The following is a 25,333-nucleotide window of genomic DNA, read 5'->3' on the forward strand; positions in this document are numbered from 1 at the left end:
TTATGCCCATCACCAATGCCATGGTGCTTGCCGCCGGACTGGGCACCCGCCTCCGGCCAATCACCGACACACTGCCGAAACCCCTGGTCGAGATCGCCGGCAAGCCGATGATCGACTACGTGCTGGACATCCTGGCGGCTGCCGGCGTGACCAAGGCGGCGGTGAACGTCCATCACTTCGCCGACCAGATGGAAGAGCATCTCCGTCGCCGCGACACGCCGCATGTTCTGATTTCGGATGAACGCGACGCCTTGATGAATTCCGGTGGCGGACTCGCCAAGGGACTGAAGCTGCTCGACGACGGACCGTTGCTGGTCATGAATGCCGATCTCTTCTGGATCGGCGAAGAGGCCGGAAAGCCGAGCAATCTTCAAAGGCTGGCCCACTTCTTCGATCCAGAGAAGATGGACATGGCGCTGCTCTGCGTGCGGCTCGAGGACACGACCGGACACAACGGCAAGAAGGATTTTTCGCTCGCTGAGGACGGCCGGCTCGTCCGCTACGAGGAAGGCATGGAAAATCCCGTCGTCTATGCCGGCGCGATCGCCATGGAGTCGCGCCTCTTCGCCGATGCGCCGAGCGATGCCTTTAATCTCAACATCTATTTCGACCGCGCGATCGCCAGGGGACGCCTCTTCGGGCTGATGCTCGACGGCCACTGGATGACCGTCGGCACACCGGAAGCGATCGGCGAAGCCGAGGCGGCCGTACGGCGCTTCCAGCCGGGAGGATAGGGTGCCCGGCCACGCCTCGAACGTCTTCACGATCCCCGCCGGCCTGCCGTTCCTCAGAACGTTGGCGCAAAAGCTCTGCGACGGCGGGCTGGTTCCGGGTTTCAAGTACGATCCCGCGGATCCGCTGATGCTCGCCGGTGTGACGATCTTCGTTCCTACGCGACGGTCCGCGCGTGTGCTTCGCTCGGAGTTCGTCGATCTGCTCGGCGGCCGCTCGGCCATCCTGCCGACGATCCGCGCTCTCGGCGAGACGGACGACGACAGTGGCTTTTTCGACGCCGAGGTGCCCGCGATCCTCGATCTTGCCCCGCCTCTTTCCGGCACCGCGCGCCTGATCGAGCTCGGTCGCCTCATCCTCGCCTGGCGCAACCAGCTGCCTCAGGCGGTTCTCGATATCCATGGCGAAAGTCCGCTGATCGCGCCGGCGAGCCCCGCCGATGCCATCTGGCTCGCGCGCAATCTCGCCGATCTGATCGACGCCGTGGAAACCGAGGAACTCGACTGGGAGGCGCTCGATGGACTCGACGCCGGCGAACATGCGCTCTGGTGGCAATTGACGCTTGCCTTCCTCAAGATCGCCCGCACCTACTGGCCGGAGCGGCTGGACGAGCTGAAGCAGTCCTCGCCTTCCCGCCACCGCAACGCCATTCTGCAGGCGGAGACACAGCGTATCGCCGCAGGAAAGGTGAGCGGGCCGATCATCATCGCCGGTTCGACCGGTTCGATCCCGGTGACGGCCGCGCTGATCGCAGCCGTGAGCAGGCTGCCGAACGGCACCATCGTTCTGCCGGGGCTCGATCAGACGATGAGCGATACGGAATGGGAGCTGATCGTCGGCGATGCTTCGAGCGGCGTCACGAGAGATCCGGCAAGCCGCAGCCACCCGCAATACGGCTTCTACCGCCTGCTGAAACGCATGGGCCTCGGTCGGCGCGATGTCCAGACGCTTGAGCCGGCCGATAGTTCGCTCGACTATCGCAGCATGGTTCTCTCGCGCGCCCTGCTTCCGGCAAAGGCGACTGACAGCTGGACCCGGGCGCGTGGAGATTTCGATCAGGCAAGGCTCCTCTCGGCCTTCGCGGACGTCGCGCTGATCGAGACGGCCAATGAGCGGGAAGAGGCAACGGCCATCGCCATCGCGCTCCGGCTCGCGCTTGCCGACAGCGATGAAAGTCAGGCGGCCTTGATCACCCCGGATCGCGGCCTGGCGCGCCGCGTCGGGGCGGAGCTTGCCCGCTTCGGCATCGAGGCCGACGATTCCGCCGGCACGCCGCTCGCCGCCACAGCCGCCGGCGCCGTCGTCCGTTTGTTGCTGGAGGCGGCGTTGCGGCCGGGCGATCCCGTGCCACTGGTCGCTCTTCTGAAGCACCCGCTCGTCCGCTTCGGCGAGACAACCGAGTCTGTCCGGCGCGCCGCCGATGCGCTGGAACTCCTGGCGTTGCGCGGCGGTACGAGCAATGCCGACATTTCGGCGCTTGTCACCCTCGTCGATCAGGCGCTCGAAAAGCGAAAGCACGACCGTCATCCGCCCCCGTGGCAGAGTCGCCTCAACGAGGAGGATACAGCCGCCGCGCGGAATCTTGCCGAACGCGTTGCGTTGGCCGCCGAACCCTTGGCGAGCGCGTCCGTGCTTCACACGGACGGCCAGCCTCGGACCAAGGTGCTCACCCTTGCCGACTGGGCGGAGCGAACGGGCCGCGCATTGGAGGCCGTTTGCGTCGACGAGCGCGGCAGCCTTGGTGACCTCTGGTCCACGGAAGCTGGCGAAGCATTGGCAACGCTTCTCAAGGGCATCATCGAGACGGAAGGCCAGATGACCGCCGACGGGCCGCAATGGTGCGACATCGTCGAAGCGCTCGCGGCAAGCGAGGCGGTCAAGCCCCGTTCGATGCGGCATCCCCGCGTATTCATCTTCGGGGCGCTGGAATCGCGCCTGCAAAGCATGGACCTCGTTGTGCTCGGCGGCATGAACGAGGGCACATGGCCGGGACAGACGTCAAACGACCCCTTCCTGTCGCGGACAATGAAATCCGGAATCGGCCTCGAGCCGCCCGAACGGCGTATCGGCCAGCTCGCGCACGATTTCCAGATGGCCTGCGGCACGCGCCGGCTGATTCTGTCGCGCTCCATGCGCCAAGGTTCGGCACCAACTGTCGCGTCAAGGTGGCTGCAGCGCCTGCAGGCACTCGGCGGCGAAAGACTGACGCAACTCATCAAGTCCAACGGTGCGGACTATCTGCACTGGGCGCGCATTCTCGATGAAGGCGAAACCCAGCCGCTCGCCACGCGACCGGAACCAAAGCCGCCCGCCGAACTGCAGCCACGCAAATATTCCTTCAGCGAAGTGACTCGCCTTCGTCGTGATCCCTATGCCGTCTACGCGCGGCGGATCCTGCGGCTGCAGCCGATCGACCCCTTCAATCGTGATCCGGGGGCCGCCGAGCGTGGAACGCTCTACCATCGAATCGTCGATCGCTTCGTCAGGGGCGGTTTCGATCCAGCCTCGCCCGAAGCGGAAGCGGTGATGACCAGGTTGCTCAACGAGGCTTTCGACGAGGAAGGGCTTCCCCCGCATATCGACACGATCTGGCGCCCACGTTTTGCCGCCGTCGGAAGGGCGTTCCTTAAATGGGAGCGCGAACGCCGGAAGAGCATCACGAAATCTTTCACCGAGGTTCCGGCATCCATGGATATCGGCCTTGCGGATATCCGGCTGACCGGCATCGCCGATCGCCTTGATCGGCGCCCGGACGGCACCATCGACATCATCGACTACAAAACCGGCTCCAGCCCCTCGCCTAAGGAAGCGCGCAGTCTGCTCGATCCGCAGCTTTCGCTCGAGGCCGCCGCACTCAAGGCCGGCGCCTTCGGCGCGACGGGACGCGCCGAGCCGAATGCGCTTCTCTACGTCCGCCTGAAACCCGGCACCCGCTTCAGCGTCGATGCCGTCAACAACGAGGGTGGCAAATCGAAGGAGACAAAATCCGCAGACCAACTGGCGGAAGAATCGCTTGTCGAGCTGAGGAAGCTGCTCGCGGCGCTGATGAGCGGCAGGCACGGTTTCGCCTCGCGCCTGATCGTCCAGAAGGAGCGCGACTACGGGGGCGAATATGATCATCTGGCGCGGGTCGCCGAATGGGCGACCGCCGAAGGCGAGGATGATGCCGATGAGGGATGACGCTTTCGGGCCTCGGGAAACGACACCCCGGGCCTGGCTCGACTGGACAACGGAGCGGCAATCGCTTGCCTCCGATCCGGTGCGCTCGGCCTGGGTTTCCGCCAATGCCGGATCCGGCAAGACGCACGTCCTGACCCAGCGCGTCATCCGCCTGCTGCTCGCCGGCTGCCGCCCTTCTGCGATTCTCTGCCTCACCTATACGAAGGCCGCCGCTTCGGAAATGTCGAACCGGGTGTTCGAGCGCTTGGCCGAATGGGCGACGCTTGACGACGCCTCGCTTGAGAAGCGTATCGAAGCGATCGAAGGCGCCCGGCCATCGGCCGTGAAAATTCAAGAGGCGCGGCGGTTGTTCGCCGCCGCGCTTGAGACGCCCGGTGGCCTGAAGATCCAGACGATCCACGCCTTCTGCGAAGCGCTCCTGCATCAGTTTCCGCTCGAGGCCAATGTCGCCGGGCATTTTTCCGTGCTCGACGACAGCGCCGCCGCCGTCCTGCTCGCGGATGCACGGCGAGCGTTGCTGGCGGCTACCGCGGCGAACGACGCAGAGCTCGCTGGCGCCTTCGCCACGGTTCTCGATCTCGCCGACGATACCGGTCTTGAACGATTGCTCGCGACGATCGTCGCCAACCGTACGCCCATTCAAGCCTTTCTTGATCGCGCCTCGAAGCGGGGTGGATTGGAAGCGCATCTGCGCGCATCGCTCACGATTGCGCCCGGCGAAACCGCCGAAAGCGTGCTGGCGAAGGTCTGGCCGCTGGCTGGCCTGAACGGGGCGGCTCTTGAGCAATATCTCGACCTGGCAGCACGCAAGGGCGGCGCCAAGCCCTCAGAGTTTGCGGAAGGATTGAAGGCGGTTGGAAGGCTCGCCGATCCCGAGGAGCGCTACCGCACGCTGGTTGGGCTCTTCTTCAACGGCGGCGGCAAGCCGAGGGCTGGCTCGACCTTTCTCAACGCGGCGATGCGGCGCGAGGCGCCTGACCTCGCACCCCTGGTGGAGCAAGCGCGCGATCATGTCGTGGCCTGCGTGGATCGGCTCAGCGTCGTCAGGATGTACGAGGCGACACGTGCCGCTCTCACCCTCGCCGAAAGGCTCAACCGCGATTACGAGGAAATCAAGAAGGCGCGCAGCCAACTCGATTTCGAGGATCTGATCAATCGCACGGCCGCGCTTCTCGCGCGCGGCGATGTCGGTGCGTGGGTTCACTACAAGCTCGACCAGGGCATCGACCACATTCTCGTCGACGAGGCACAGGACACGAGCCCCGCGCAATGGACGATCATCCAGTCGCTTGCCGCCGATTTCTTCGCCGGAGAGACGGCGAGAGCGGACGAGCGGACGATCTTCGCCGTCGGCGACGAGAAGCAATCGATCTATTCGTTCCAGGGTGCACGGCCGGAGCGCTTCTCCCGCGAGAGCATCGTGACGGAGCGGCGGGTGCGCGCAGGCGGAAAATACTTCAGCCCGATCCGCCTGCAGCTTTCCTTCCGGTCGACCATCGACGTCCTTTCGGCGGTCGACACCGTCTTTGCCAACAAAGCGAACGCCAAGGGACTCAGCGCGAAGGAAGATGCGATCGTCCATGCCTCGAACCGGATCGGCCATGCCGGCGCGGTCGACGTATGGGACGTGATCGCGCCCGAACCGGTGCTCGCCGAAGAAGAGTGGACAGCTGCGTTCGATGCGACGCCCGAGCGCGCGCCGGCCAACATTCTGGCCCGACGCATCGCCGCGGTTCTCGATGACTGGATCGGCAAGGAGACCATCATCGAGAAGGGGGTTCGCCGACCGATGCGGCCGGGCGACATTATTGTCCTCGTTCGCAAGCGCGACGCTTTCGTCAATGCGTTGACGCGGGCCTTGAAGCGCAGAAATAACATCCCGGTCGCCGGCGCCGACCGCCTCGTGCTAACCAGTCACATTGCGATTCAGGACCTGATGGCGCTCGGCCGCTTTGCGCTGCTGCCGGACGACGACCTTTCTCTCGCCGCGCTCTTGAAAAGCCCGCTCATCAATCTTGGCGAGAGCGATCTTTTCGAACTTGCGGCGGGAAGGGCGGAAACCGAGAGCCTCTGGCAACGCCTGCAGAGTCTCGGAGTCGACGAGACGAGCCGATACCACCCGGTCGCGCGCACGCTTTCGCAATATGCGGATCTCGCCCGCCACATGCTGCCGCACGATTTCTACGCCCGCATCCTGGGCGTTCTGGGCGGCAGGGCGGCTTTCCTTGCCCGGCTGGGCAGCGAGGTCAGCGACATTCTCGATGAATTCCTGACGTTCGCGCTCGATCACGAAAGAACCGGCTTGCCCGGCCTGCAGGCCTTCATCTCGACGCTCGAGATCGAAGCGCCGACAGTCAAGCGCGAGCAGGACAAGGAGCGTGACGAAGTGCGCGTCATGACCGTGCACGCGGCAAAGGGCCTGGAGGCGCCGGTTGTCTTCCTCGTCGACGGCGGCGGCAAGGCCTTCAACAGCCAGCATGTTCCTGATCTCCGCCTTTTCGAAAAGCAGCGGCCGGACGGTTCCATCGTCACCGTGCCTGTCTGGCGGGCGCCCGGCTCTGGAACGAATTCCCTGCTCAACGCCGACAATGCCCGCCTGAAGGCACTGGCGGAGGAGGAATACCGGCGCCTCCTCTATGTCGGCATGACCCGCGCCGCAGACCGGCTCGTCATATGCGGCTATCGCGGACAGAGAGAGAATACCGATACCTGGCACGCCATGGTCCAGGGGACGTTGGCGCAGGATATCAAGGGACGCGGGACGCCGATGGTGTTCCGCGCGGGCGGCGAAGAATGGACGGGCCACGTGTGGCGCGAGGCGCACGCCCATATCGACGCCACCATTGCCGATGGCATGCAAGCCGGGGGAGAGCACACGACGCCGGGCCTGCCCGCCACGCTGTCCGCCCCGTTGCCGCCGCTGCGTCGGCTGCCGCGGCCGCTCACCCCATCCGGCACCAACATTGTCATCGATGATCCGGACAGCGAATCGATCGTCGGATCGGCGCTCTTCACCGAAAAGGCAGCACCCAATCGGTCGCTGCTGCGCGGCGCCATCCTTCATCGGCTGCTGCAGGTTCTCCCGTCGATCGATCCTGCGGAACGCCGGGCGGCGGCAGACCGCTATCTACTGCGGTCAGTCCCACGCTGGTCCGAGCCGGAGCGTCGGGCGCTTGCCGATGCCGTAATGAATGTGCTGGACCACCCGGACCTCAATACGCTCTATACCGCGCACAGCCGGGCGGAAGTTTCCGTCATGGGAACGCTCGTGCTCGGCGGGCGTGAGTTCGCGGTGTCGGGCCGTGTCGATCGGCTGACCGTTTCCGGCGATACGGTGACGATTGCGGACTTCAAAACGAATCGCCAGGTGCCAACGTCTCTGGCTGAGGTCCCACCTGTCTACAGGACGCAGCTTGCCATTTACCGGGAACTGCTCAAGCCGCTCTATCCCGGGCGACGGTTCCGTTGCGCGCTGATCTACACCGAGGGACCGGCAATCCAGGTGCTTCCCGAAGCGATGCTGGACAGGAGCCTTGAAGAGCTCGCGACAAAGTGAGATACACGATATTGAAAATCCGGTGGCGACGCCTCACATGAGGCACAACATCTGGACATGCCGCGCCGCCCCGGTTCAAACCGCAAAGGCGCGGCAACATTTTTGAAGTACCGCACGATCAAGGTCGTACGGTCGCCATTTCCGAAAGCAAGGAGCAGCAGATGGCCACTGTGAAAGTCGATACCTCCAATTTTCAGCAGGAAGTCCTGAACTCGGCCGAGCCGGTCGTCGTCGATTTCTGGGCGGAATGGTGCGGTCCGTGCAAAATGATCGCGCCGAGCCTTGAGGAAATCGCAACCGAGCTCGCCGGCAAGGTCAAGGTTGCCAAGCTCAACATCGACGAAAACCCCGAGCTTGCCGCTCAGTACGGCGTACGCTCGATCCCGACGCTCGCCATGTTCAAGGCCGGCGAAGTGGCGGACATCAAGGTTGGCGCCGCCCCGAAGACCGCGTTGACTTCTTGGATTTCGACTGCCGCAGCTTGAACTGCCCAAGTCCCAGAACTTGAAGAGCCCGGCTTGCCGGGCTTTTTTCTTGCCGTCGACGCCGAGCGCATGGCGCGCGCAAACCCTGACCGCTCACGTAATTCCGGACAGAAAACCGTTACACACTTTTCCAGGAATTGCTCTATCGCGGCGGCGTGCCGTTTTCGGCGAGCACCTCGCCGACGAGATAGAGCGATCCGCCGATCAGGATGCGCGGCGGAACGGGATCCTCGTCGACAAGCTCGGCAATGATCCCGAGCGCTTCCGCGACGGACGAGGTCGCGGTGGTCTCGAAACCGACGAAGCCGGCATCCTCGGCCAAGGCCACAGGGTCCAGGCTGGAATCAGACCCGTGGATCGGCACAGTAAAGACCTGCTCCGCAAGACCGAGAAAGGCCTTGAAATAGCCGACCGGATCCTTGGTGTTGATCATGCCGATGATTAGAAACAGAGGCCGCGGCTCGCGCTCCTCGAAACTCGCCATCGCCTCGGCGATGACCTGACCCGCGCCCGGGTTGTGTCCACCGTCGACCCAGATCTCGGCACCCGGCGGACCGTGATGCGAAAGCTTGCCGCCGGCAAGGCGCTGCAGGCGCCCGGGCCATTCGACGCTGGCCAGCCCCTTCTCGATGGCCGCCTCCGGAACATCGAAACCGGCCGCCCTGACGGCGCGGATCGCCGCGGCGGCGTTGGCATATTGGTGCCGACCGGGTAGGCGCGGCAGCGGCAGGTCCGCCAATCCGCGTTCGTCCTGGAAGACGAGCCGGCCAAACTCCTCATGCGCCATGTAATCCTGACCGTAGACGGACATCGGGCAACCAAGGCGCTCGGCGGTGGAGACGAGCACATCGCGCACGCCGTCTTCCTCCTGATGGCCGATCACCACCGGGCAGCCGCGCTTCATGATCCCGGCCTTTTCGGCAGCGATCAGTTCCACCCGATCGCCGAGATAGGACTGGTGATCGAGCGAAATCGGCATGATGACGGAAACCGCCGGCCGGGCAATCACGTTGGTCGCGTCGAACCGGCCGCCAAGACCGACCTCGATGATTGCGACGTCAGCAGTGTGCTCGGCAAAGAGCAGGAAGGTGACCGCGGTCAGGATTTCGAAGACCGTGATGTGTTGGCCGGCATTGGCTTCCGCCACGCGCCGCACCGCATCGGCAAGCACGCGATCGCCAACCAAAGTGCCCTTGCCGCCCTTCACCCCGAGGCGATAGCGCTCATGCCAATTCACGAGATGCGGCGACGTGTGGACGTGGACACTCAGACCCGCGGCCTCGAGGATCGCCCGGGAAAAGGCGGTGACGGAGCCTTTGCCGTTGGTGCCAGCGACATGGATGACTGGCGGCAACCGCTCTTGCGGGTTTCCGAGTGCCGCCAAAAGCCGGGTGACCCTGTCGAGCGACAGGTCGAACCCCTTTGGATGCAGAGCGAGAAGCTTCTCGATCTCCTGTGCCGCTTCGCTGACCTGCGTCGCCGTCATGTCAATCGCCTCGAAAATCGTCCGCCGGAACGCACCCGCTGTAGAGTGTGAAGCGGTTCCAGCCCGGATGATGCCACACCAAGTCCACCGAAACCGAGCAGGCGCGACGTCTAGGCCCGCGCCGCGACCGGTGCGGCCGTCACTTGCGATTCACCCTCGCGCTTGGCAGCTTCAACCGGCTTCTTCGTCAGGATCCTCAGCACACGTGCAAGAGTCGCCGGGATGTCATGCCGCTTGACCACCATGTCGACCATGCCGTGCTCCAGCAGGTATTCGGACGTCTGGAAGCCTTCCGGCAGTTTCTCGCGCAGGGTCTGTTCGATCACCCGCTTTCCGGCAAAGCCGATTTCCGCGCCGGGCTCAGCCATGTGGATATCACCCAGCATCGCGTAGGACGCAGTCACGCCACCCGTCGTCGGGTTGGTCAAGACGACGATGTAGGGAAGTCCCGCTTCCTTGAGCATGTTTACCGCTACGGTCGTGCGCGGAAGCTGCATCAGCGACAGGATACCTTCCTGCATGCGGGCGCCACCGGAGGCGGGAAAGATGACGAGCGGGCATTTTTCGGCAATGGCCCTCTCGAAGGCCTTCACGATCGCCTCGCCTGCGGCCATGCCGAGCGAGCCGCCGATGAAGTTGAACTCGTGGACGACGGCAACAAGCTTGACGCCCTGAACGAGGCCAACACCTGCGACGATGGTATCCTCAAGCTCGGTCTTCGCGCGGCTGTCGCGCAGGCGATCGGTGTATTTCTTCGAATCGCGGAACTTGAGCGGGTCCTGCACGACCTTCGGCTGCGGCAGCGCGTCATAGATCCCGCCGTCGAAGAGATCCTTTAGCCGAGCCTTCGCCGGCATCTTCATATGGTATCCCGACTGCGGAATAACCCACTTGTTCTCTTCGAGATCGCGATGAAACACCATCTCACCGGTTTCAGGGCACTTGATCCAGAGATTTTCCGGAACTTCCCTGCGGCCCAGCATCGAATTGATCTTCGGCCGAACGTAGTTTGTGATCCAGTTCACTTGTAGACTCCTGAAGAATTCCTTCGGGTTGTGCGCGTTAATCTGGGCGATTATTCGGCTGCAGCGAGCCTTGCCGCCCGCACACCAGCCGAGAGGCCCTTGACCAGCGCTTCGACACCCGGCACCGTCGCGTCGGTCGCACGTCCCTCTTCCGTGAGACTGGAGGCGATCTGATTGACGATCGCGGTGCCGACGACGACACCATCGGCTGATGCCCCGATCGCACGCGCGTGTTCGGCCGTCTTGACGCCGAAGCCGACGCAGACGGGTAGCTCAGTGTGCGACTTGATCCGCTGAACGGCGCCCGCAATCAGCGACGGATCCGGCAGAGCCGAACCGGTGATGCCGGTCATCGAGACGTAATATACGAAACCCGACGTATTTTCGAGCACCTTTGGCAAGCGGCGGTCATCGGTCGTCGGCGTCGCCAGGCGAATGAAGTTGATATCCCTCTTCAGCGCGGGGATGCAGAGCTCGTCATCCATCTCCGGGGGCAGGTCGACGACGATCAGGCCATCGATCCCCGCTTCCAGAGCGTCCGTCAGGAACCGATCGACGCCATAGACGTAGATCGGATTGTAGTAGCCCATCAGCACGATGGGCGTGTGCTGGTTCTCGGTACGGAAGAGGCGTGCAAGTTCAAGCGTCTTGGCAAGCGTCTGACCGCCCTTCAACGAACGTTGCCCCGCGAGCTGGATCGCCGGCCCGTCGGCCATCGGGTCGGAAAAGGGCATGCCAAGCTCGATCACGTCGGCACCTGCCTTGGGCAGCGCCTTCATGATCGCGAGCGACGTATCGAAATCCGGGTCGCCGCCCATGAAATAGGTGACGAGGACCGGACGACCCTCCACCGCCACGTCGGCAAACCTTTTCTCCATGCGTGCGGTCATGATCGTTATTGCCCCATACCCAGAATTTTGCCGACCGTGAAAATGTCCTTGTCGCCGCGACCGGAGAGGTTCATCAGGATGATCTCGTCCTTGCCCATCTTCGGCGCCCGCTTGATGACCTCGGCCAACGCGTGCGACGGTTCGAGCGCCGGAATGATGCCTTCGAGCCGCGTCAACGTCTGGAAGGCTTCGAGCGCCTCATGGTCCATGATCGGGACATATTCGACGCGGCCGACGTCGTTCAGCCACGCGTGCTCCGGCCCGATGCCCGGGTAGTCGAGACCGGCCGAGATGGAATGCCCTTCCTTGATCTGGCCGTCGCCGTCCTGAAGCAGATAGGTGCGGTTGCCGTGCAAGACGCCCGGCGAGCCGGCCGTGATCGAGGCGCAATGCTCGTCGCCTTCAAGACCCTTGCCGCCCGCCTCAACGCCGACAATCTTGACGCCTTCGTCATCGAGGAACGGATGGAAGATACCGATTGCGTTGGAGCCACCGCCGACTGCCGCGATGACGAGATCGGGAAGCCGGCCCTCCGCCGCGAGAATCTGCTCCTTGGCCTCCTGGCCGATGACCGACTGGAAGTCGCGGACCATTTCCGGATAGGGATGCGGACCGGCGGCGGTGCCGATCAGGTAATAGGTGCTGTCGACGTTCGTCACCCAGTCGCGCAGCGCCTCGTTCATCGCATCCTTGAGGGTGCCGTGGCCGGCCGTCACCGGCTTCACCTCGGCACCGAGGAGCTTCATGCGGAAGACATTCGGCGCCTGACGCTCGACGTCGGTCGCGCCCATATAGACCACGCACGGCAGGCCGAAGCGGGCAGCGACGGTTGCGGAAGCAACGCCATGCTGGCCCGCGCCGGTTTCAGCGATGATGCGGGTCTTGCCCATGCGCTTGGCGAGCAGGATCTGGCCGATGCAATTGTTGATCTTGTGCGAGCCCGTGTGGTTCAGCTCCTCGCGCTTGAAATAGATCTTTGCGCCGCCGAGTTCGGCCGTCAGGCGCTCGGCGAAATAGAGCGGGCTCGGGCGGCCGATGTAATGCGCCCCAAGCTTCTCCAGCTCGGCCTTGAAGCTCGGATCAGTCTTTGCCTTGTTCCATTCATCCTGAAGGTCGAGGATCAGCGGCATCAACGTTTCGGCGACGAAACGACCACCAAAGATACCGAAGCGGCCTTCCTCGTCGGGTCCGGCTCTGAAGGAGTTCAGTTTAGGCGCCTCGTTCACGTCTTGCTCCTTGCTCGTGCGCGTTCGTCGTCCGCCCGGCGAACGGCATCGAAAAATGCTTCCATGAGCTCCAAATCCTTGACACCCGGCGCGCTCTCGACGCCGGAGGATGTGTCGATGGCCCGCGCGCCGGTCAGCGCAAGGGCTTCGCCGATGTTGCTTGCATTCAATCCACCGGAAAGCATGTAATCGACGCTGCCGTCAAGCGCGCCAAGCAGCCGCCAGTCGAACGAAACACCATTGCCGCCCGGCAGCTCGGAACCCGCCGGCGGCTTGGCGTCGAAAAGGAAACGATCCGCAATGCCAACATAGGGGTGGATCCGGTCGAGGTCGGATGCCTCGCGGATCGACAGGGCTTTCATGACAGGAAGGCCGTAGACGGCCTTGACCGTCAGCACGCTGTCTGGGCTTTCCGAACCGTGAAGCTGTAAGATATCCGGCTTGAGAGCCGAAACGATCTCGTCGAGTTCATCATTGTCCGCGTCGACGGTCACCGCCACGATCTTTGCCCGACCGCGAATGCGCTCGGCAAGACGGCCGGCGTCGTCCGGTTCGATATTGCGCGGGCTTTTCGGAAAGAAGATGAAGCCGGTGTGCGATGCGCCAAGCGCCACCGCGCGCTCCACAGCCTCGGCGGTCTTCAACCCGCATATTTTCACGTCAGTTTTCATGGGAAGCGACCTTGCACGAAATGTCGCCCGAGTCGAGCCAAAACGTTGCGCCGCCTACAGCGCCGCGCGTCAAAATATGACGGGCAAAAGACGCTGCAGCATCTTAAACTCGCTGCATAATTTTGGCCCTAAGTCGATTCCGATTTAAGGAATTACGCAGCAAGCACGACCGGCGCAACGTTGCGGCACGGCCAGCTTCTCACCATATGGATTATACCACAAACGGAGAAGGAACCATGCGTCTGCTGATCGCCCTCATTCTGCCCTACAGCGCCGCGCGTCATCAGACGCGCAAAGGACGCTGTAGCACTTTTTGAACTACTGCATGTTTTGTCCTTAAATCGGCTACGATTTAAGGAAACATGCAGGGGCTCCAGTTTTTCACGATCGGTCGGCCCTTTGCGGGCATCATCTGCCTCATTCTGCAGATCACGCTGATCGGTTGGATTCCGGCGGCGATCTGGTCGGTCTACGCGCTCAGCCAATACAAGACGGACCAGAAGATCAAGGCGGCGCTTGAGGCCCGATCTCACACCTGACTCCCCGCCGGAAGGCAAAACGGCTTTCCTGAAATTGCTTTAGCCAAAATCTATGGCATGCAGCATGGTGCCGTTGCGCTTCAGCCAGTGCTTGGCGTCGCGGGTGTCGGGGCACAGCTTTTCGCAGAGCGCCCAGAAATCCGGGCCGTGGTTCATCTCCTGAAGATGGGCAACCTCGTGCGCCGCGAGATAGGCGATGACTTTTGGCGGCGCCATGGCGATCCGCCAGGAAAAGCTCAAGTCGCCGTCGACCGAACAGGAGCCCCAACGGCTGCGCGTGTCCTTGAGGCTCAAGGAGCGCGCCCGGCGCCCGATCCTGCCGGTATAGACGGCCACAAGACGTTCGAGATCGTTGCGCGCTTCCTTCTTCAAAAAGTCGGCAACCCGTCGGCGCAAATGTTCTTCGCCACCGCTCACCCGCAAGACACTCTCGTCGCCGAGCACTATGGTCTCGGTTAGGCCGCGGATCCTGCCCGTTCGCTCGATGCGGTGGGCAACGCCGCGGATCAGGATAGATCCCCCTTCGGCAAGTTCGCTTTCACCGGAAAACCGCGCGAGCTTTGTCATCAGCCAGCCCTGATGACGGTTCAGGAACGCGTGGACTTCGCGCTCCGGCAGGCCCTCGGGAACAGTCAGTTTCAGTGCCCGACCGCCCGGCTCGATACGAAGCGTCATGCGCGTGGCGCGGGCATTCTGGCGGATGGTCAGCGGCAGGAGCTTGCCGGCGACCTCGATGTCGCGCGTGATATCGGCAGGGGTTCCATTGTGGCGGCGCCGCTTGAGAGAGGAAAACATGGCGCCTTTCTATCCGATTCGCGGATCATTCGCAGCACAGGCATGGATATCCGGCGTTTCACATGAAACGCCGGATAGGTGCTTCCGGCTCAGATGGTCTCAGAACCGGTGGACGGCGACGGGCCGCCGTTCTTGCGTTCGCGCATGAAGCGGTCGAACTCTTCCTGATCCTTGGCGCGGCGAAGTTCGCGCACATAGGCGTCGAATTCCTCGCGCATTTTGTCCAGTTTGCGGCGCTCTTCGTCAAGGCGGGCAAGTTCCGCTTCGCGCCAGTCGTCAAAAGCGACGTTGCCGGTACGATGATGCGCCCAGTGCTGACGGTGGTTGCGCCGGAAGCCGGCGCACATGCGATCCACACTGCCGTTGGCGTCCTTCTTGAACGCCCTCAGCTTTTCGCCGAAGAGGATATAAGCGAGCATTGCCAGGCCAAGCGGCCAGAACACAACGAAGCCGAGCACCATCAATGCAATGGTCGCGGGCGTCCAGTCCGGACGGATCAATGCAGATTGGTTCATCTTCACGATTCCTCGCAATCAGCGGGCCGCGACAATCGCGACCCGATGAAAACGATGTGGGAAAGGCCCGCCGCGTCTGCAAGACTTTCGGTGTCGGATTCGGACAAGATCTTGACTCTGCAGAGGCAAAACCGCCGCCTTCGATTGCCGAAAGCGGAAGCCTTTCCTGTCAGGCCGACTTTCCGCCTTTGATGAGCTGCTTGACCGGCGGTGCACGACGCGAATGCTCGCGCTGGAAAGCGACGATGCGCGGCGCGATCTCGCGGCGGAAACGCGATCCGTTGAAAACGCCGTAGTGGCCGACATCCGGCTGCATGTAATGCTGACGCATATGTTCCGGGACATTGGTGCAGATCGTCTGCGCGGCCTTCGTCTGGCCCACACCGGAAATGTCGTCGTTTTCGCCCTCGACGGTCAGCAGCGCCACCTTTCGAATCGCCGATGGATCAACGGACCGCCCGCGATGCGTCATCTCGCCCTTCGGCAAGGCATGCTGCATGAAGACGACCTGGACGGTCTGGAGGTAGAACTCCGCCGTCAGATCCATGACCGCCAGGTATTCGTCATAGAAGTCGCGGTGCTTGTCGGCCGCGTCACCGTCGTTCTTGACGAGATGCGCGAAGAATTCCTTGTGAGCGATCAGGTGCCGATCGAGATTCATCGACATGAAGCCGGAGAGCTGGAGGAAACCCGGATAGACCATGCGCATGAAACCCGGCTGCGGCCACGGCACAGCCATGATGACATTGTCGCGGAACCATTCGATCGACCGCTCTTTCGCCAGCTGATTGACGGCCGTCGGATTGATGCGGGTGTCGATCGGCCCGCCCATCAACGTCATCGAGGCCGGCGCCAACGGATCTTCCGCCGCTTCCATCAGCGAGACCGCAGCCAAAACCGGCACCGCCGGCTGACAGACGCCAATCACATGGGTATCGGGCCCGAGGAAGTGCAGCATCTGGACGACATAGTCGATATAGTCGTCGAGATCGAACGTACCTTCGGCGAGAGGCACCATCCGCGCGTCGATCCAATCGGTGATGTAGACGTCGGCATGCGGCAGCAGCGCTTCGACGGTGCCGCGCAGCAGCGTGGCGTAGTGCCCGGACATCGGAGCAACCATCAGCACCTTGTGATCCGACGCTCTTCCCTTGGGAAGGGAGCGCTCAAAGTGGATGAGATTGCAGAAAGGCGCGCGCCAGACGATCTTTTCGTGCACCGGCACCGTCTCGCCGTCGACGATCGTTTCGGGAAGGCCGAATTCCGGCTTGCCATAACGGCGTGTGGCGCGCTCGAAAACCTCCAAACCCGCGGCAGCGGCACGACCGAAATAGGTGTGCGAGACGGGATTCATCGGATTGTTGAAGGCGAGGCGCAAGGCATCCGCGGCGGTGCGCCACGGCGCCATCATGGCGTGGTTCAATTCGTAAAGCTGGTAGAACATGGGACGCGTACCCCTTGTTTCAAATCAATGACAACGCCGCTCCCAGTCGGACGCAAGCTTGCGATTGTTTGTCTTGGTGTCCGCAATCGCTGGCAGACTACCACGTTTCTTGTGCGGTGCAACAATTATGCCTTTTCAACCCCGGTACAAGCTCTCTCAGTAAAATGTTACTGGATTCCCAACGCTGCGCCTGTTCCCTTGCGCAAGGCTGTCCTCATCCGGGCAAAGCAAATCCTTAGCCGGAAATTCCGTAAAAGCGGGCCGCCGTGCGCGAAAAGACATTCTCCCGCTCGGAGGGTGTGAGATGCGCCGTCAGCTCCTGTGCCGCAGCAAACCATGCGCCATAGTCCGCGTCGAGCAGCACCACCGGCCAGTCGCTGCCGAACATCACCCGATCTGTTCCAAAGACATCGAGGATATGCGCGGCATAGGGCTTGAGCCTCTCGACTGACCAGCCGCTGCCCGCCTCGGTCACAAGCCCCGAGAGCTTGACGTGGACGTTCGGGCGATGGGCGAGCGCGGCCATGTCCGACTGCCACGGCTCCAGCTTTCCCGTGGCGATAAAGGGCTTGGCGCCATGGTCGACGACGATCGCAAGATCTGGCACCTGATCGGCAAGGGCCGCGATGACCGGCAAATGCCGCGGCTGGATCAGGGCGTCGAACCGCATATCCAGTCCGGGCAGCGCCTGCAGCGTGGCGATCGCCTGCGGCTGCAGAATCCAGGCGGTTTCCAGAATGGATTGCAGCATCGGGCGGATGCCCTTGAGCTTCGGGTTGGCCTTGAGCCGACTGATCTCCGAAACGGCATCGGTGGCCAGAATGTTGACCCAGCCGACCACGGCCGCAACACTCTCCTCCCGCTCGGCGAGCGAAAGCAGGAACTCGGTTTCCTTCACATTCGGCGCGGCCTGAACGAGAACGGTCCGCGAAATTCCTGACGCCGCGAGGTTAGGCTTCAGGTCTTCCGGCCCGAAATCCCGGTAGATCGGCGCGAGATCCGGCCCCGGCCAGTTGTTATGGCCAAGCCCGAGGGTCCAATAATGCTGGTGAGCATCGATGAAGGTCATGCGGCACCCACTTCGATGACGGCCTTGACGAGGCCGCCCTTGTCGTGCGCCCAGCGCGGCAGATCCGTCACCACCTGAGCGAGTGTCGTGCGATGGGTGATCAACGCGTCGACCGGGACCAGGCCGTCACGGATCGACGCGATGACATGATCGAAATCAGCCCGTGTGGCATTGCGGCTGGCAACCAGCGTCATCTCGCGTTTGTGGAACTCCGGATCGGAGAAGCGGATATCATCCTTGACAACGCTGACGAAGACCAGCGTTCCGCCATGGGCGACGTGGGCGAACGACCGCTCCATCGACACGCCATTGCCGGTGGCATCGAAGACGACATCGAAGCCATCGCCATCCGTCGCCTGCGCGATTGCACGTTCCGTGTCACCATCGGCAACAATGCGGCTTGAGAAGCCGAGCCCGTCGGCGGCGAAGGCCAGTCGTTCCACGCTCGTGTCGAGAAGGGTCACGTCGTGTCCAGCAATGCGCGAGAAGAGCGCCGTTCCAAGGCCGATCGGGCCGGCTCCGATGACCAGCGAACGGGCACCCGGCGCAGCCTTCGACCGACGCACGGCATGGGCGCCGATTGCGAGGAACTCGACCGTAGCGGCCGCTTCGGGCGACAGATCCTGAGCCGGATAGAGATTTTCTGCCGGCATGACGATCTCCTCGCAGAAGGCACCATCGGCGTGGACACCGAGCACACGGATCGCCGTGCAGCAATTCGGCTTCCCGCTTCGGCAGGCCACACAGCTTCCGCAGGAGATATAAGGATTGACCACGACCAGCGTCCCGGGCGCGAGAGACGTTTCGGGCCCCGCTTCGATCACCCTCGCCGAGATTTCGTGTCCCATCACGCGGGGATATTGCAGGAAGGGATGCTTGCCTTCGAAGATGTGGTAGTCGGTGCCGCAGATGCCGACATGGCTGACGGCGAGGCGCACCCAGCCGGCGGCCGGAGCCGCGGGCCGGCTGCGGTCGACGATCTCGAGGCGGCCCGGTTCCGTACAGAGGATGGCTTTCATGCCCCCGCTCATCGCTCGCCCCGCCGCCGGAGCTGGTCGAAGTAGACGATGACGATGATGAGCAGCCCGGTGATGATGCGCTGCCAGAAGGAATTGACGTTCAAGAGATTGGCGCCGTTGTTGATCGTCGCCAGAATGAAAGCGCCGAGCAGCGGACCGTGGACCGAACCGACGGCGCCGAAGAGGCTCGTGCCGCCGATCACCGACGAGGCGATCGCCTGCAGTTCCCAGCCCTCTGCCTGCGTGGCGTTGCCGATGCCGATGCGCGAGGCAAGCAGCAGGCCGACAAAGGCGGCGCAGGTCGATGACAGGATATAGGCGAGATAGGTCGTGCGGTTGACGTTGACGCCGGAAAGGCGGGCCGCCTCGCTGTTGGAGCCGACGGCAAAGAGATAGCGGCCGAACCGGCTCAGGTGCAGAAAGATATAGGCCGGGACGGCGACGACGATTACCATCCAGAACAGGCTCGGCACACCGAGAAAGTTGGCCCGCGAGAAATTGGTGAAGGCCTCGTTGGTGATCGAGATTGTCGAGCCGTTGGTGATGAGCAGGCCGATACCGCGGAGCGACGTCAACGTCGCAAGCGTGATGATGAAAGCCGGCAGGCCCATGCGGACGATGCCGAAGGCGTGAAAAGCGCCGATCAGGACGCCGATCGCCAAGGTGGCGATGACGGCAAGCCAAAGCGGAACGCCTGCGGCAAGCAACCATGCGACGATGACGCTGGTGAAGCCCACCACCGCCCCGACCGAGAGGTCGATACCGGCGGTGATGATCACGAAGGTCTGGCCGACCGCAAGGATCGCCGTCATCGCGCCCTGGCGTAACAGGTTGCTGATGTTGTTCGGCGTCCAGAAGCTGTTGGTCGCGAAGCCAAGGAGCAGCCAGAGGAAGAGCAGAAGCCCGAGCAGCGTCAGGCCGAACAGGATGCTGATCCCTTTCCTCGGCGTCGGCCCCGCGCTGCTTTCAACCGTTTCCACACTCATATCGTTCCTCCCTGCAGTCCCTATGCCTGTTTCTCGCAATCACGCGCCGATCGCCTGCGCCAGCACCTCTTCATGGCTGGCCGTCCGGTAGCCGTGGCTTCCCACGACCCGCCCCTGCCGGAAGACATGCAGCCGATCCGACAGTTCGTAGACCTCCGGAAAGTAGGACGAGATCAGAATAATGCCCGCCCCCTTCTCCAAGAGCCGCGCGAAAAGCCGATAGATCTCGGCCTTGGTGCCGACATCGACGCCGACGGTCGGCTCATCGAAGATGAACAGCTTCGCCCCGTGGCTAAGCCATTTTCCGATGACGATCTTCTGCTGGTTGCCGCCGGACATGGCCGATGCCAGCACCCGGCGTGACGGCGTCTTGATCTTCAGATCACGGATCTGGCGATCGGCGTTCGCCGCCTCCTCAGCGCGGTTGATCGTGAGCCCGCGCGTCAGCCTGCGGAAAACCGGCAAGTTGATGTTGAGGCCGATCGGCAGGTTGAGGCAGAGCCCCTGATCCCGGCGGCTCTCCGGCGCAAGCGCGATCCCGAGTTCCATCGCCTTTCGCTCGCTGTCGATTTCGACCTTCCTGCCCTGCCAGAATACCTCTCCGGCGCTAAGTCGATGGCGACCATAAAGGCCGAGCGCAAATTCGCTCCGTCCGGCACCGATCAGGCCGTAAAGGCCGACGATTTCGCCGGCCCTGACCGTCAGTGACACGTCGGCAAAGCCCGGCCCAGTCAGCCCGCGCGTCTCAATGAGCGTCTCGCCCGCTGGAAAATGTTCCTTGTGATAAATCTGTTCGATCGTGCGATTGATCATCAGCGCGATCAGTTCGGCCTCATTCGCCTCGCCGATTGGCCGCGTGCCGACATGGGTGCCGTCGCGCAGAACGGAAACCCGGTCGGCAAGCTCGAACACCTCCTCCAGACGATGGCTGATATAGACGATGGTGACGCCTTCGCTCTGCAGCCGGCGAATGAGGCGGAACAGTTGCTCGGATTCCTGTCGCGTAAGATAGGCGGTCGGCTCGTCGAAGATCAGGAACTGGGTGCCGCGCATCGCCGCCCGCGCCGTGGCGACCAGTTGCTGTTGGCCGATCGTCAGGCTGCCGAGCACCGCGGCTGCGGGCAGGTTGAAACCGAGATCGTCGAGCACACCTTGGGCCGCATCGGTCATCGCGCGCTTACGCATCAAGCCGCGCCGGTTCATCTCATCACCGAGGAACATGTTGGCCGCGACGGAGAGATGCGGGCAGAGCACGACTTCCTGGTGGACAGCGTTGATGCCGCGCGAAATCGCCTCGTTGGGAGTTGCGAGCTGGACCGGCTCGCCGCACCAGAGGATCTCACCCGAGGTTCGGGTTATCACACCAGTCAGCAGTTTGATTAGCGTCGACTTGCCGGCGCCGTTTTCGCCCACGATTGCGTGCACCTCACCCGAGAGGAATGTCATGGTCGCGGGTTTCAGTGCTTCGACGGCGCCGTAGTTCTTCCGCAGGCTGTGCAACTCGAGGATCGGTTCACCCTTGGGAACGGGGTGGCCGGCGGGCGTCCTCAGCCCGTGTCGATGGCCGACCTCTTGAAGTCCAATCATGAAATGCCCTCCTCCGCGACAGCGTGAAAGCCGACGCGCCGTTGCAACACCTATCCGCGCATAACCCCGAAAATCACTTCCCGGGGTTATGCGCCAACCCGGATGGCGACGGCGCCCCCTCGTACCTGCCGTCGCCTACAGCGCCGCGCGTCTGACCAGACGCGCGTTCACGCCTCCGGGTCTAGTTTACTTTCGGGTTCAAAAGCGCATCGATTTTCGGCTCGGCCATGTTGGCCTTGGTGACGAGGTTCGCGCCGGTATCGACGTTGGCTTCGACCTTCTCGCCTTTCGAGACCGCAAGCGCCGTCTTCACGCCGTCATACCCCATGCGATAGGGGTCCTGCACGACGAGCCCTGCCAGCACGCCTTCCTTGAGGAAGCCGACGGTCTTTTCGTCGCTGTCGAAGCCGATCACCTTGATCTTGTCGCCGAGATTGTTTTCCGCGATCGCCTGGCCGACGCCCTGCGCCATGATCAGGTTGGAGGCGAAGACCCCGACGAGATTCGGGTTGGCGGTGATCAGATCGGTCATCATGTTGAGACCGGTCGTAGCTTGGCCATCGGCATATTTGTCGGCAACGACCTTGAAGCCCGGATATTTGGTCTTCATCTGATCGAGGAAACCCTCGCGGCGCTGGTCGAGCGAGCCGACGCCCGGCAGGCTGGTGATGATGGCGATTTCGCCTTCCTCCTTGCCGGTCGCTTCCTTGATTGCGGCGGCGAGCCCGTCAGCGGCGATACGGCCACCCTGTACATTGTCGGTCGTCAGGAACGAGGTGAACGCCTTCGAGTCAGCGGCCGAATCGATGCCGATGATCGGAACAGCTTTTGCTGCCTCGTCGATCGGCTTGCCGAGAGCCTTGAACTCGGTCGGCGAGATCACGACCGCAGCTGGCGAGCCGGCAACGGCATTTTCGAGAATGCTGATCTGGCCATTGATGTCCGATTCGGACTGGGCGCCAAGTTCCGGCACATTCACGCCGAGATCCTTACCGGCGGCGCGCGCTCCCGCGAGAACGATCTGCCAATAGAAGGAGGTAGTATCCTTCACGATGATCGGGATCGTAACGTCCTGCGCGAATGACGCGACCGGCGCCATCGTTGCAAGGAAGGCGGCACCGGCCAGTGCGGTAAAGGCACGGCGGGATAGAATATGCTTGATGATGCTCATCGGGTTTCTCCTCTCTCAAATACACCTGTTCCGTTATCGAATGCGATCCGCAAGGTGCACACGGATCGATCTTTTATCTATAAAAAACAGATGGCACGCTAGCGCAGTGAATTTGAAATGGCAAGCCGTTCTGCCGGTTCCATTCATTGCGTTCCTCCCAGACGCAACAACATGTTTTTTCATAGGCGTTTCGGTGTCTGGACGGGCCACCGGCGGGCCGGTGTCCCCTTTTTTGGTCGCGGCGCCGACATCGAGCCAGCGCCACGTGTCAGGCCCTTACCGCCTCGCGCCCGAGCTCTGGCGCGACAAGCGTGTAAGGTTCGAAGTCGGCGAAGTCTTCCGCAGCGATCTTCCGTTGGGTGAGTTCCATATTGCGTTCGAGGCTTGAAGGCTTCGCAGTCCCGAGCAGGACCGAGGCAACTTGGCGGTTGGCAAGCGGAAACTGGAGCGCGGGGGCGGCAAGCGGCATGCCGCGGTCACGTGCGATTTTTTCCATCGCGGCAACCCGCTTCCGCACGTCGTCGCTGGCCGGCATGTAGTCGAAATGGGCGCCTTCCACCGGTCCGGTCGCGAGGATGCCGGAATTGAACACGCCGCCAACAACGAGCGACGTCCCCTTCTTCTCGCAGAGGGGGAGCAACTCAGCGACCGCCGAGCGGTCGAGAAGCGTGTAGCGCCCGGCCAAGAGGATGCAGTCGATATCGGCCCGCCGCATGACCTCAAGGCAGACCGGCACTTCGTTGACACCCAGTCCATAGGCCGAGATGACACCGCTCGATTTCAGCTCGTCCAGAGCCTTCAGGCCGGAATCCATCAGTTGCCGCAATAGCACGGCATTCTTCGCGGCGCCGTGCGTGTAGACGCCGATGTCATGGACATAAAGGATGTCGATGCGATTGAGACCGAGGCGGGCGTAGCTGAGCTCGACGGACCGCATGATCGCGTCATAGCTATAGTCGAAAGTGACGTCGAAATTCAGCGGTTTGACGTAGGAATAGTCGGGTACCGCGCCTTCCGGCACGGGACGCAGCAGGCGGCCGACTTTTGTCGAGAGCACGAAGCTGTCGCGCGGCTTGTCCTGCAGGAAATCGCCGACGCGCCGCTCGGCCAGTCCAAGCCCGTAATAGGGCGCCACGTCGAAATAGCGGATGCCGACGGCCCAAGCGGCGTCCAGCGTCGCCATTGCGGCTTCGCGCGTGCATTCGCGATAGAGGCCGCCAAGCCCGGCCGCGCCGAAGCTGTATTCGGTCACGGAGAGATCCGTGCGGCCGATTTTTCTTGTCTGCATTCCCTGTCTCCTCCCTCCAAGGATGCGCGTTTCTCACATCGTCAGAGTGTCGCCCCCAGATGCCAGGGCACGAATTCATTGTCGCCGTAGCCGAACAGTTCGCTCTTGGTCTTGCGGCCGGAAGCGGTATCGATGATCAGGTCGAAGATTTCACGGCCAAGCCCGGCGATGGTCGCCTCTCCCGAGGCGATCACGCCGCAGTCGATGTCCATGTCTTCCTCCATGGCACGATAAAGCGGCGTGTTGCTGGTGAGCTTGATCGATGGCGCGGGACGACAGCCAAAACAGCTGCCGCGTCCCGTGGTAAACGCGATGACATTGGCCCCGCCGGCGACCTGGCCGGTTGCCGAAACCGGGTCGTAACCGGGCGTATCCATGAAGACCAACCCGTGCTCGGTCACGCGCTCGGCGTAATTGTAGACAGCCGTCAACGGCGACCGTCCGCCCTTCGCGACTGCACCAAGCGATTTTTCCAGGATGGTGGTGAGACCGCCGCGCTTGTTGCCCGGCGAAGGATTGTTGTCGAGCGACGCTCCATGCAGGGCAACGTAGTTTTCCCACCAGGAAATCAGGCTATCGAGCTTGACCGCGACGTCCTCATTGACCGCGCGGCTGCGCAACAGATGTTCAGCGCCGTATATCTCCGAGGTTTCCGAGAGGATCGCGGTGCCGCCGGCACCGGCGAGAATATCGACGGCGGCGCCGAGTGCGGGGTTGGCCGTGACGCCCGAAAGCCCGTCGGAGCCGCCGCATTGCAGACCGACGATGATCTCGCTGACCGGTATCGGCACACGCCGCGCCGTTGCGACTTCCTGGGCTATCTCATCAAGCACGCCGAGCGCGCGCTCGACCGAACGGCGCGAGCCGCCGGCCTCCTGAATGTTGAAATGGCGCTTTTCCGCGCCAGATCCGCTCTGGCCGTAGAGCGTCAACTGGTTGACCTCGCAACCAAGCCCAACCATCAGCACGCCGCCGAAATTGGCATGGCGGGCATATCCGGCAAGCGTCCGGTGCAGGTTCTTCATGCCGTCGCCGGTGGATGACATGCCGCAGCCCTGGTCATGCACGATCGGCACGAAGCCATCGATGCCCTCATATCTCGGCAGAATCCGCCGGTTGGCCTCGTCGGCGATGGCGCGACAGACCGTGGTGGAACAGTTCACGCTGGCGATAATGCCGATATAGTTGCGCGTGGCGGCCCGTCCGTCGGCCCTGCGGTAACCAAGGAAGGTCCGCGCCCTGTCTGCGGCGCTTGCGGATTCGGGCGCAGCTGCGGCGCCAATCGCCAGACGGTCCTGGTCAAAGGCGAGATTGTGCGAATGCACGTGTTCCCCGGCGCCGATGTCGCTGGTCGCGCGGCCGATCGCCTGGGCGTACTTGATCACCGGCTCGCCGCTTCCAATCGCTCGTACCGCGACCTTGTGCCCGGGCTCGATCCGCACCCTGGCCCTGGCGCCACCCGGAAGCAGCTGCCCTGCCTCGATCGGAAAGGTGGCTACGGCGACATTGTCCTCCGGCGAAAGAAGGATTGAAGACGGGGCGGACAAAAGCGGCACTCCTGGATTTCGTTTCACGTGCAATGGTCGCGCAATCAATTTGTCTTTTATCCACAATAGACAGAAATACGTCAACAGGTATTATGGTCGAAAACCGGCGGCGGCGGTGGCCG

20 protein-coding genes are annotated in these 25,333 nt (G+C 62.7%); 5 read left to right on the plus strand and 15 right to left on the minus strand.

Annotated features, from left to right (window positions below):
* Nucleotides 1–2: 2 nt before the first annotated feature.
* The 4 genes from PZN02_RS06065 (at nucleotide 3) to trxA (ending at nucleotide 7,953) form a co-directional block, all read left to right on the plus strand.
* Nucleotides 3–734: a nucleotidyltransferase family protein gene (locus PZN02_RS06065; RefSeq protein WP_280660696.1), complete on the plus strand. Its 732-nt coding sequence runs from the start codon at nucleotides 3–5 to the stop codon at nucleotides 732–734.
* Nucleotide 735: 1 nt separating this feature from the next.
* A complete protein-coding gene (addB, locus tag PZN02_RS06070) occupies nucleotides 736–3,912 on the plus strand; it encodes a double-strand break repair protein AddB (RefSeq protein ID WP_280660697.1) in 3,177 nt (1,058 codons plus the stop codon).
* Nucleotides 3,902–7,468 carry a double-strand break repair helicase AddA gene (gene addA / locus PZN02_RS06075; RefSeq protein WP_280660698.1) on the plus strand — a complete coding sequence of 1,189 codons (3,567 nt, stop codon included), beginning with the start codon at nucleotides 3,902–3,904 and terminating at the stop codon, nucleotides 7,466–7,468. The genes addB and addA overlap by 11 nt, the downstream gene beginning before the upstream one ends.
* A gap of 161 nt (nucleotides 7,469–7,629) precedes the next feature.
* On the plus strand, nucleotides 7,630–7,953 hold the full coding sequence (gene trxA, locus PZN02_RS06080) for a thioredoxin (protein WP_153440576.1): 324 nt from the start codon (nucleotides 7,630–7,632) through the stop codon (nucleotides 7,951–7,953).
* A 142-nt stretch (nucleotides 7,954–8,095) separates the two neighbouring features.
* Here the strand turns inward: trxA and PZN02_RS06085 are convergent, their stop codons facing one another.
* The 5 genes from PZN02_RS06085 to PZN02_RS06105 form a co-directional block, all read right to left on the minus strand.
* On the minus strand, nucleotides 8,096–9,439 hold the full coding sequence (locus PZN02_RS06085; protein ID WP_280660699.1) for a bifunctional folylpolyglutamate synthase/dihydrofolate synthase: 1,344 nt from the start codon (nucleotides 9,437–9,439) through the stop codon (nucleotides 8,096–8,098).
* Between the two features lie 110 nt (nucleotides 9,440–9,549).
* Nucleotides 9,550–10,464 (minus strand): acetyl-CoA carboxylase, carboxyltransferase subunit beta, encoded by a 915-nt coding sequence (gene accD, locus PZN02_RS06090; protein ID WP_280660701.1) that lies wholly within the window; start codon nucleotides 10,462–10,464, stop codon nucleotides 9,550–9,552.
* A gap of 50 nt (nucleotides 10,465–10,514) precedes the next feature.
* Nucleotides 10,515–11,354 carry a tryptophan synthase subunit alpha gene (trpA, locus tag PZN02_RS06095; protein WP_280660702.1) on the minus strand — a complete coding sequence of 280 codons (840 nt, stop codon included), beginning with the start codon at nucleotides 11,352–11,354 and terminating at the stop codon, nucleotides 10,515–10,517.
* A 5-nt stretch (nucleotides 11,355–11,359) separates the two neighbouring features.
* Nucleotides 11,360–12,580: a tryptophan synthase subunit beta gene (trpB, locus tag PZN02_RS06100; protein WP_280660703.1), complete on the minus strand. Its 1,221-nt coding sequence runs from the start codon at nucleotides 12,578–12,580 to the stop codon at nucleotides 11,360–11,362.
* Nucleotides 12,577–13,251: a phosphoribosylanthranilate isomerase gene (locus PZN02_RS06105; protein WP_280660704.1), complete on the minus strand. Its 675-nt coding sequence runs from the start codon at nucleotides 13,249–13,251 to the stop codon at nucleotides 12,577–12,579. The genes trpB and PZN02_RS06105 overlap by 4 nt, the downstream gene beginning before the upstream one ends.
* Before the next feature lie 362 nt (nucleotides 13,252–13,613).
* Between PZN02_RS06105 and PZN02_RS06110 the strand changes: the two genes are divergently transcribed.
* On the plus strand, nucleotides 13,614–13,790 hold the full coding sequence (locus PZN02_RS06110; protein WP_280660706.1) for a YqaE/Pmp3 family membrane protein: 177 nt from the start codon (nucleotides 13,614–13,616) through the stop codon (nucleotides 13,788–13,790).
* A gap of 39 nt (nucleotides 13,791–13,829) precedes the next feature.
* Here the strand turns inward: PZN02_RS06110 and PZN02_RS06115 are convergent, their stop codons facing one another.
* The 10 genes from PZN02_RS06115 to PZN02_RS06160 form a co-directional block, all read right to left on the minus strand.
* Nucleotides 13,830–14,585 carry a M48 family metallopeptidase gene (locus PZN02_RS06115; protein WP_280660707.1) on the minus strand — a complete coding sequence of 252 codons (756 nt, stop codon included), beginning with the start codon at nucleotides 14,583–14,585 and terminating at the stop codon, nucleotides 13,830–13,832.
* 89 nt (nucleotides 14,586–14,674) lie between these two features.
* Nucleotides 14,675–15,100, minus strand: coding sequence for a DUF2852 domain-containing protein (locus PZN02_RS06120; RefSeq protein ID WP_280660708.1), 426 nt, complete (start codon nucleotides 15,098–15,100; stop codon nucleotides 14,675–14,677).
* A 169-nt stretch (nucleotides 15,101–15,269) separates the two neighbouring features.
* The gene (gene phaZ, locus PZN02_RS06125) at nucleotides 15,270–16,544 is read right to left on the minus strand and encodes a polyhydroxyalkanoate depolymerase (RefSeq protein ID WP_280660709.1); all 1,275 of its coding nucleotides are present in this window, start codon (nucleotides 16,542–16,544) and stop codon (nucleotides 15,270–15,272) included.
* 235 nt (nucleotides 16,545–16,779) lie between these two features.
* Nucleotides 16,780–17,613 carry an amidohydrolase family protein gene (locus tag PZN02_RS06130; RefSeq protein WP_280660710.1) on the minus strand — a complete coding sequence of 278 codons (834 nt, stop codon included), beginning with the start codon at nucleotides 17,611–17,613 and terminating at the stop codon, nucleotides 16,780–16,782.
* A complete protein-coding gene (locus tag PZN02_RS06135; protein WP_280660711.1) occupies nucleotides 17,610–18,632 on the minus strand; it encodes a zinc-binding alcohol dehydrogenase family protein in 1,023 nt (340 codons plus the stop codon). Before PZN02_RS06135 ends, PZN02_RS06130 begins: the two co-directional genes overlap by 4 nt.
* An 8-nt stretch (nucleotides 18,633–18,640) precedes the next feature.
* Nucleotides 18,641–19,618 (minus strand): ABC transporter permease, encoded by a 978-nt coding sequence (locus PZN02_RS06140; protein WP_280660712.1) that lies wholly within the window; start codon nucleotides 19,616–19,618, stop codon nucleotides 18,641–18,643.
* Between the two features lie 39 nt (nucleotides 19,619–19,657).
* Nucleotides 19,658–21,205, minus strand: coding sequence for a sugar ABC transporter ATP-binding protein (locus PZN02_RS06145; protein WP_280660713.1), 1,548 nt, complete (start codon nucleotides 21,203–21,205; stop codon nucleotides 19,658–19,660).
* Between the two features lie 181 nt (nucleotides 21,206–21,386).
* Nucleotides 21,387–22,376, minus strand: coding sequence for an ABC transporter substrate-binding protein (locus PZN02_RS06150; protein ID WP_280660714.1), 990 nt, complete (start codon nucleotides 22,374–22,376; stop codon nucleotides 21,387–21,389).
* A 268-nt stretch (nucleotides 22,377–22,644) separates the two neighbouring features.
* Nucleotides 22,645–23,664: an aldo/keto reductase gene (locus PZN02_RS06155; RefSeq protein ID WP_280660715.1), complete on the minus strand. Its 1,020-nt coding sequence runs from the start codon at nucleotides 23,662–23,664 to the stop codon at nucleotides 22,645–22,647.
* Between the two features lie 41 nt (nucleotides 23,665–23,705).
* Complete coding sequence (locus PZN02_RS06160) at nucleotides 23,706–25,211, minus strand: UxaA family hydrolase (RefSeq protein ID WP_280660716.1); 1,506 nt, start codon at nucleotides 25,209–25,211, stop codon at nucleotides 23,706–23,708.
* Nucleotides 25,212–25,333 lie beyond the last annotated feature (122 nt).

Origin of the sequence: Sinorhizobium garamanticum, from assembly GCF_029892065.1 — a bacterium.
Lineage (GTDB): Bacteria > Pseudomonadota > Alphaproteobacteria > Rhizobiales > Rhizobiaceae > Sinorhizobium > Sinorhizobium garamanticum.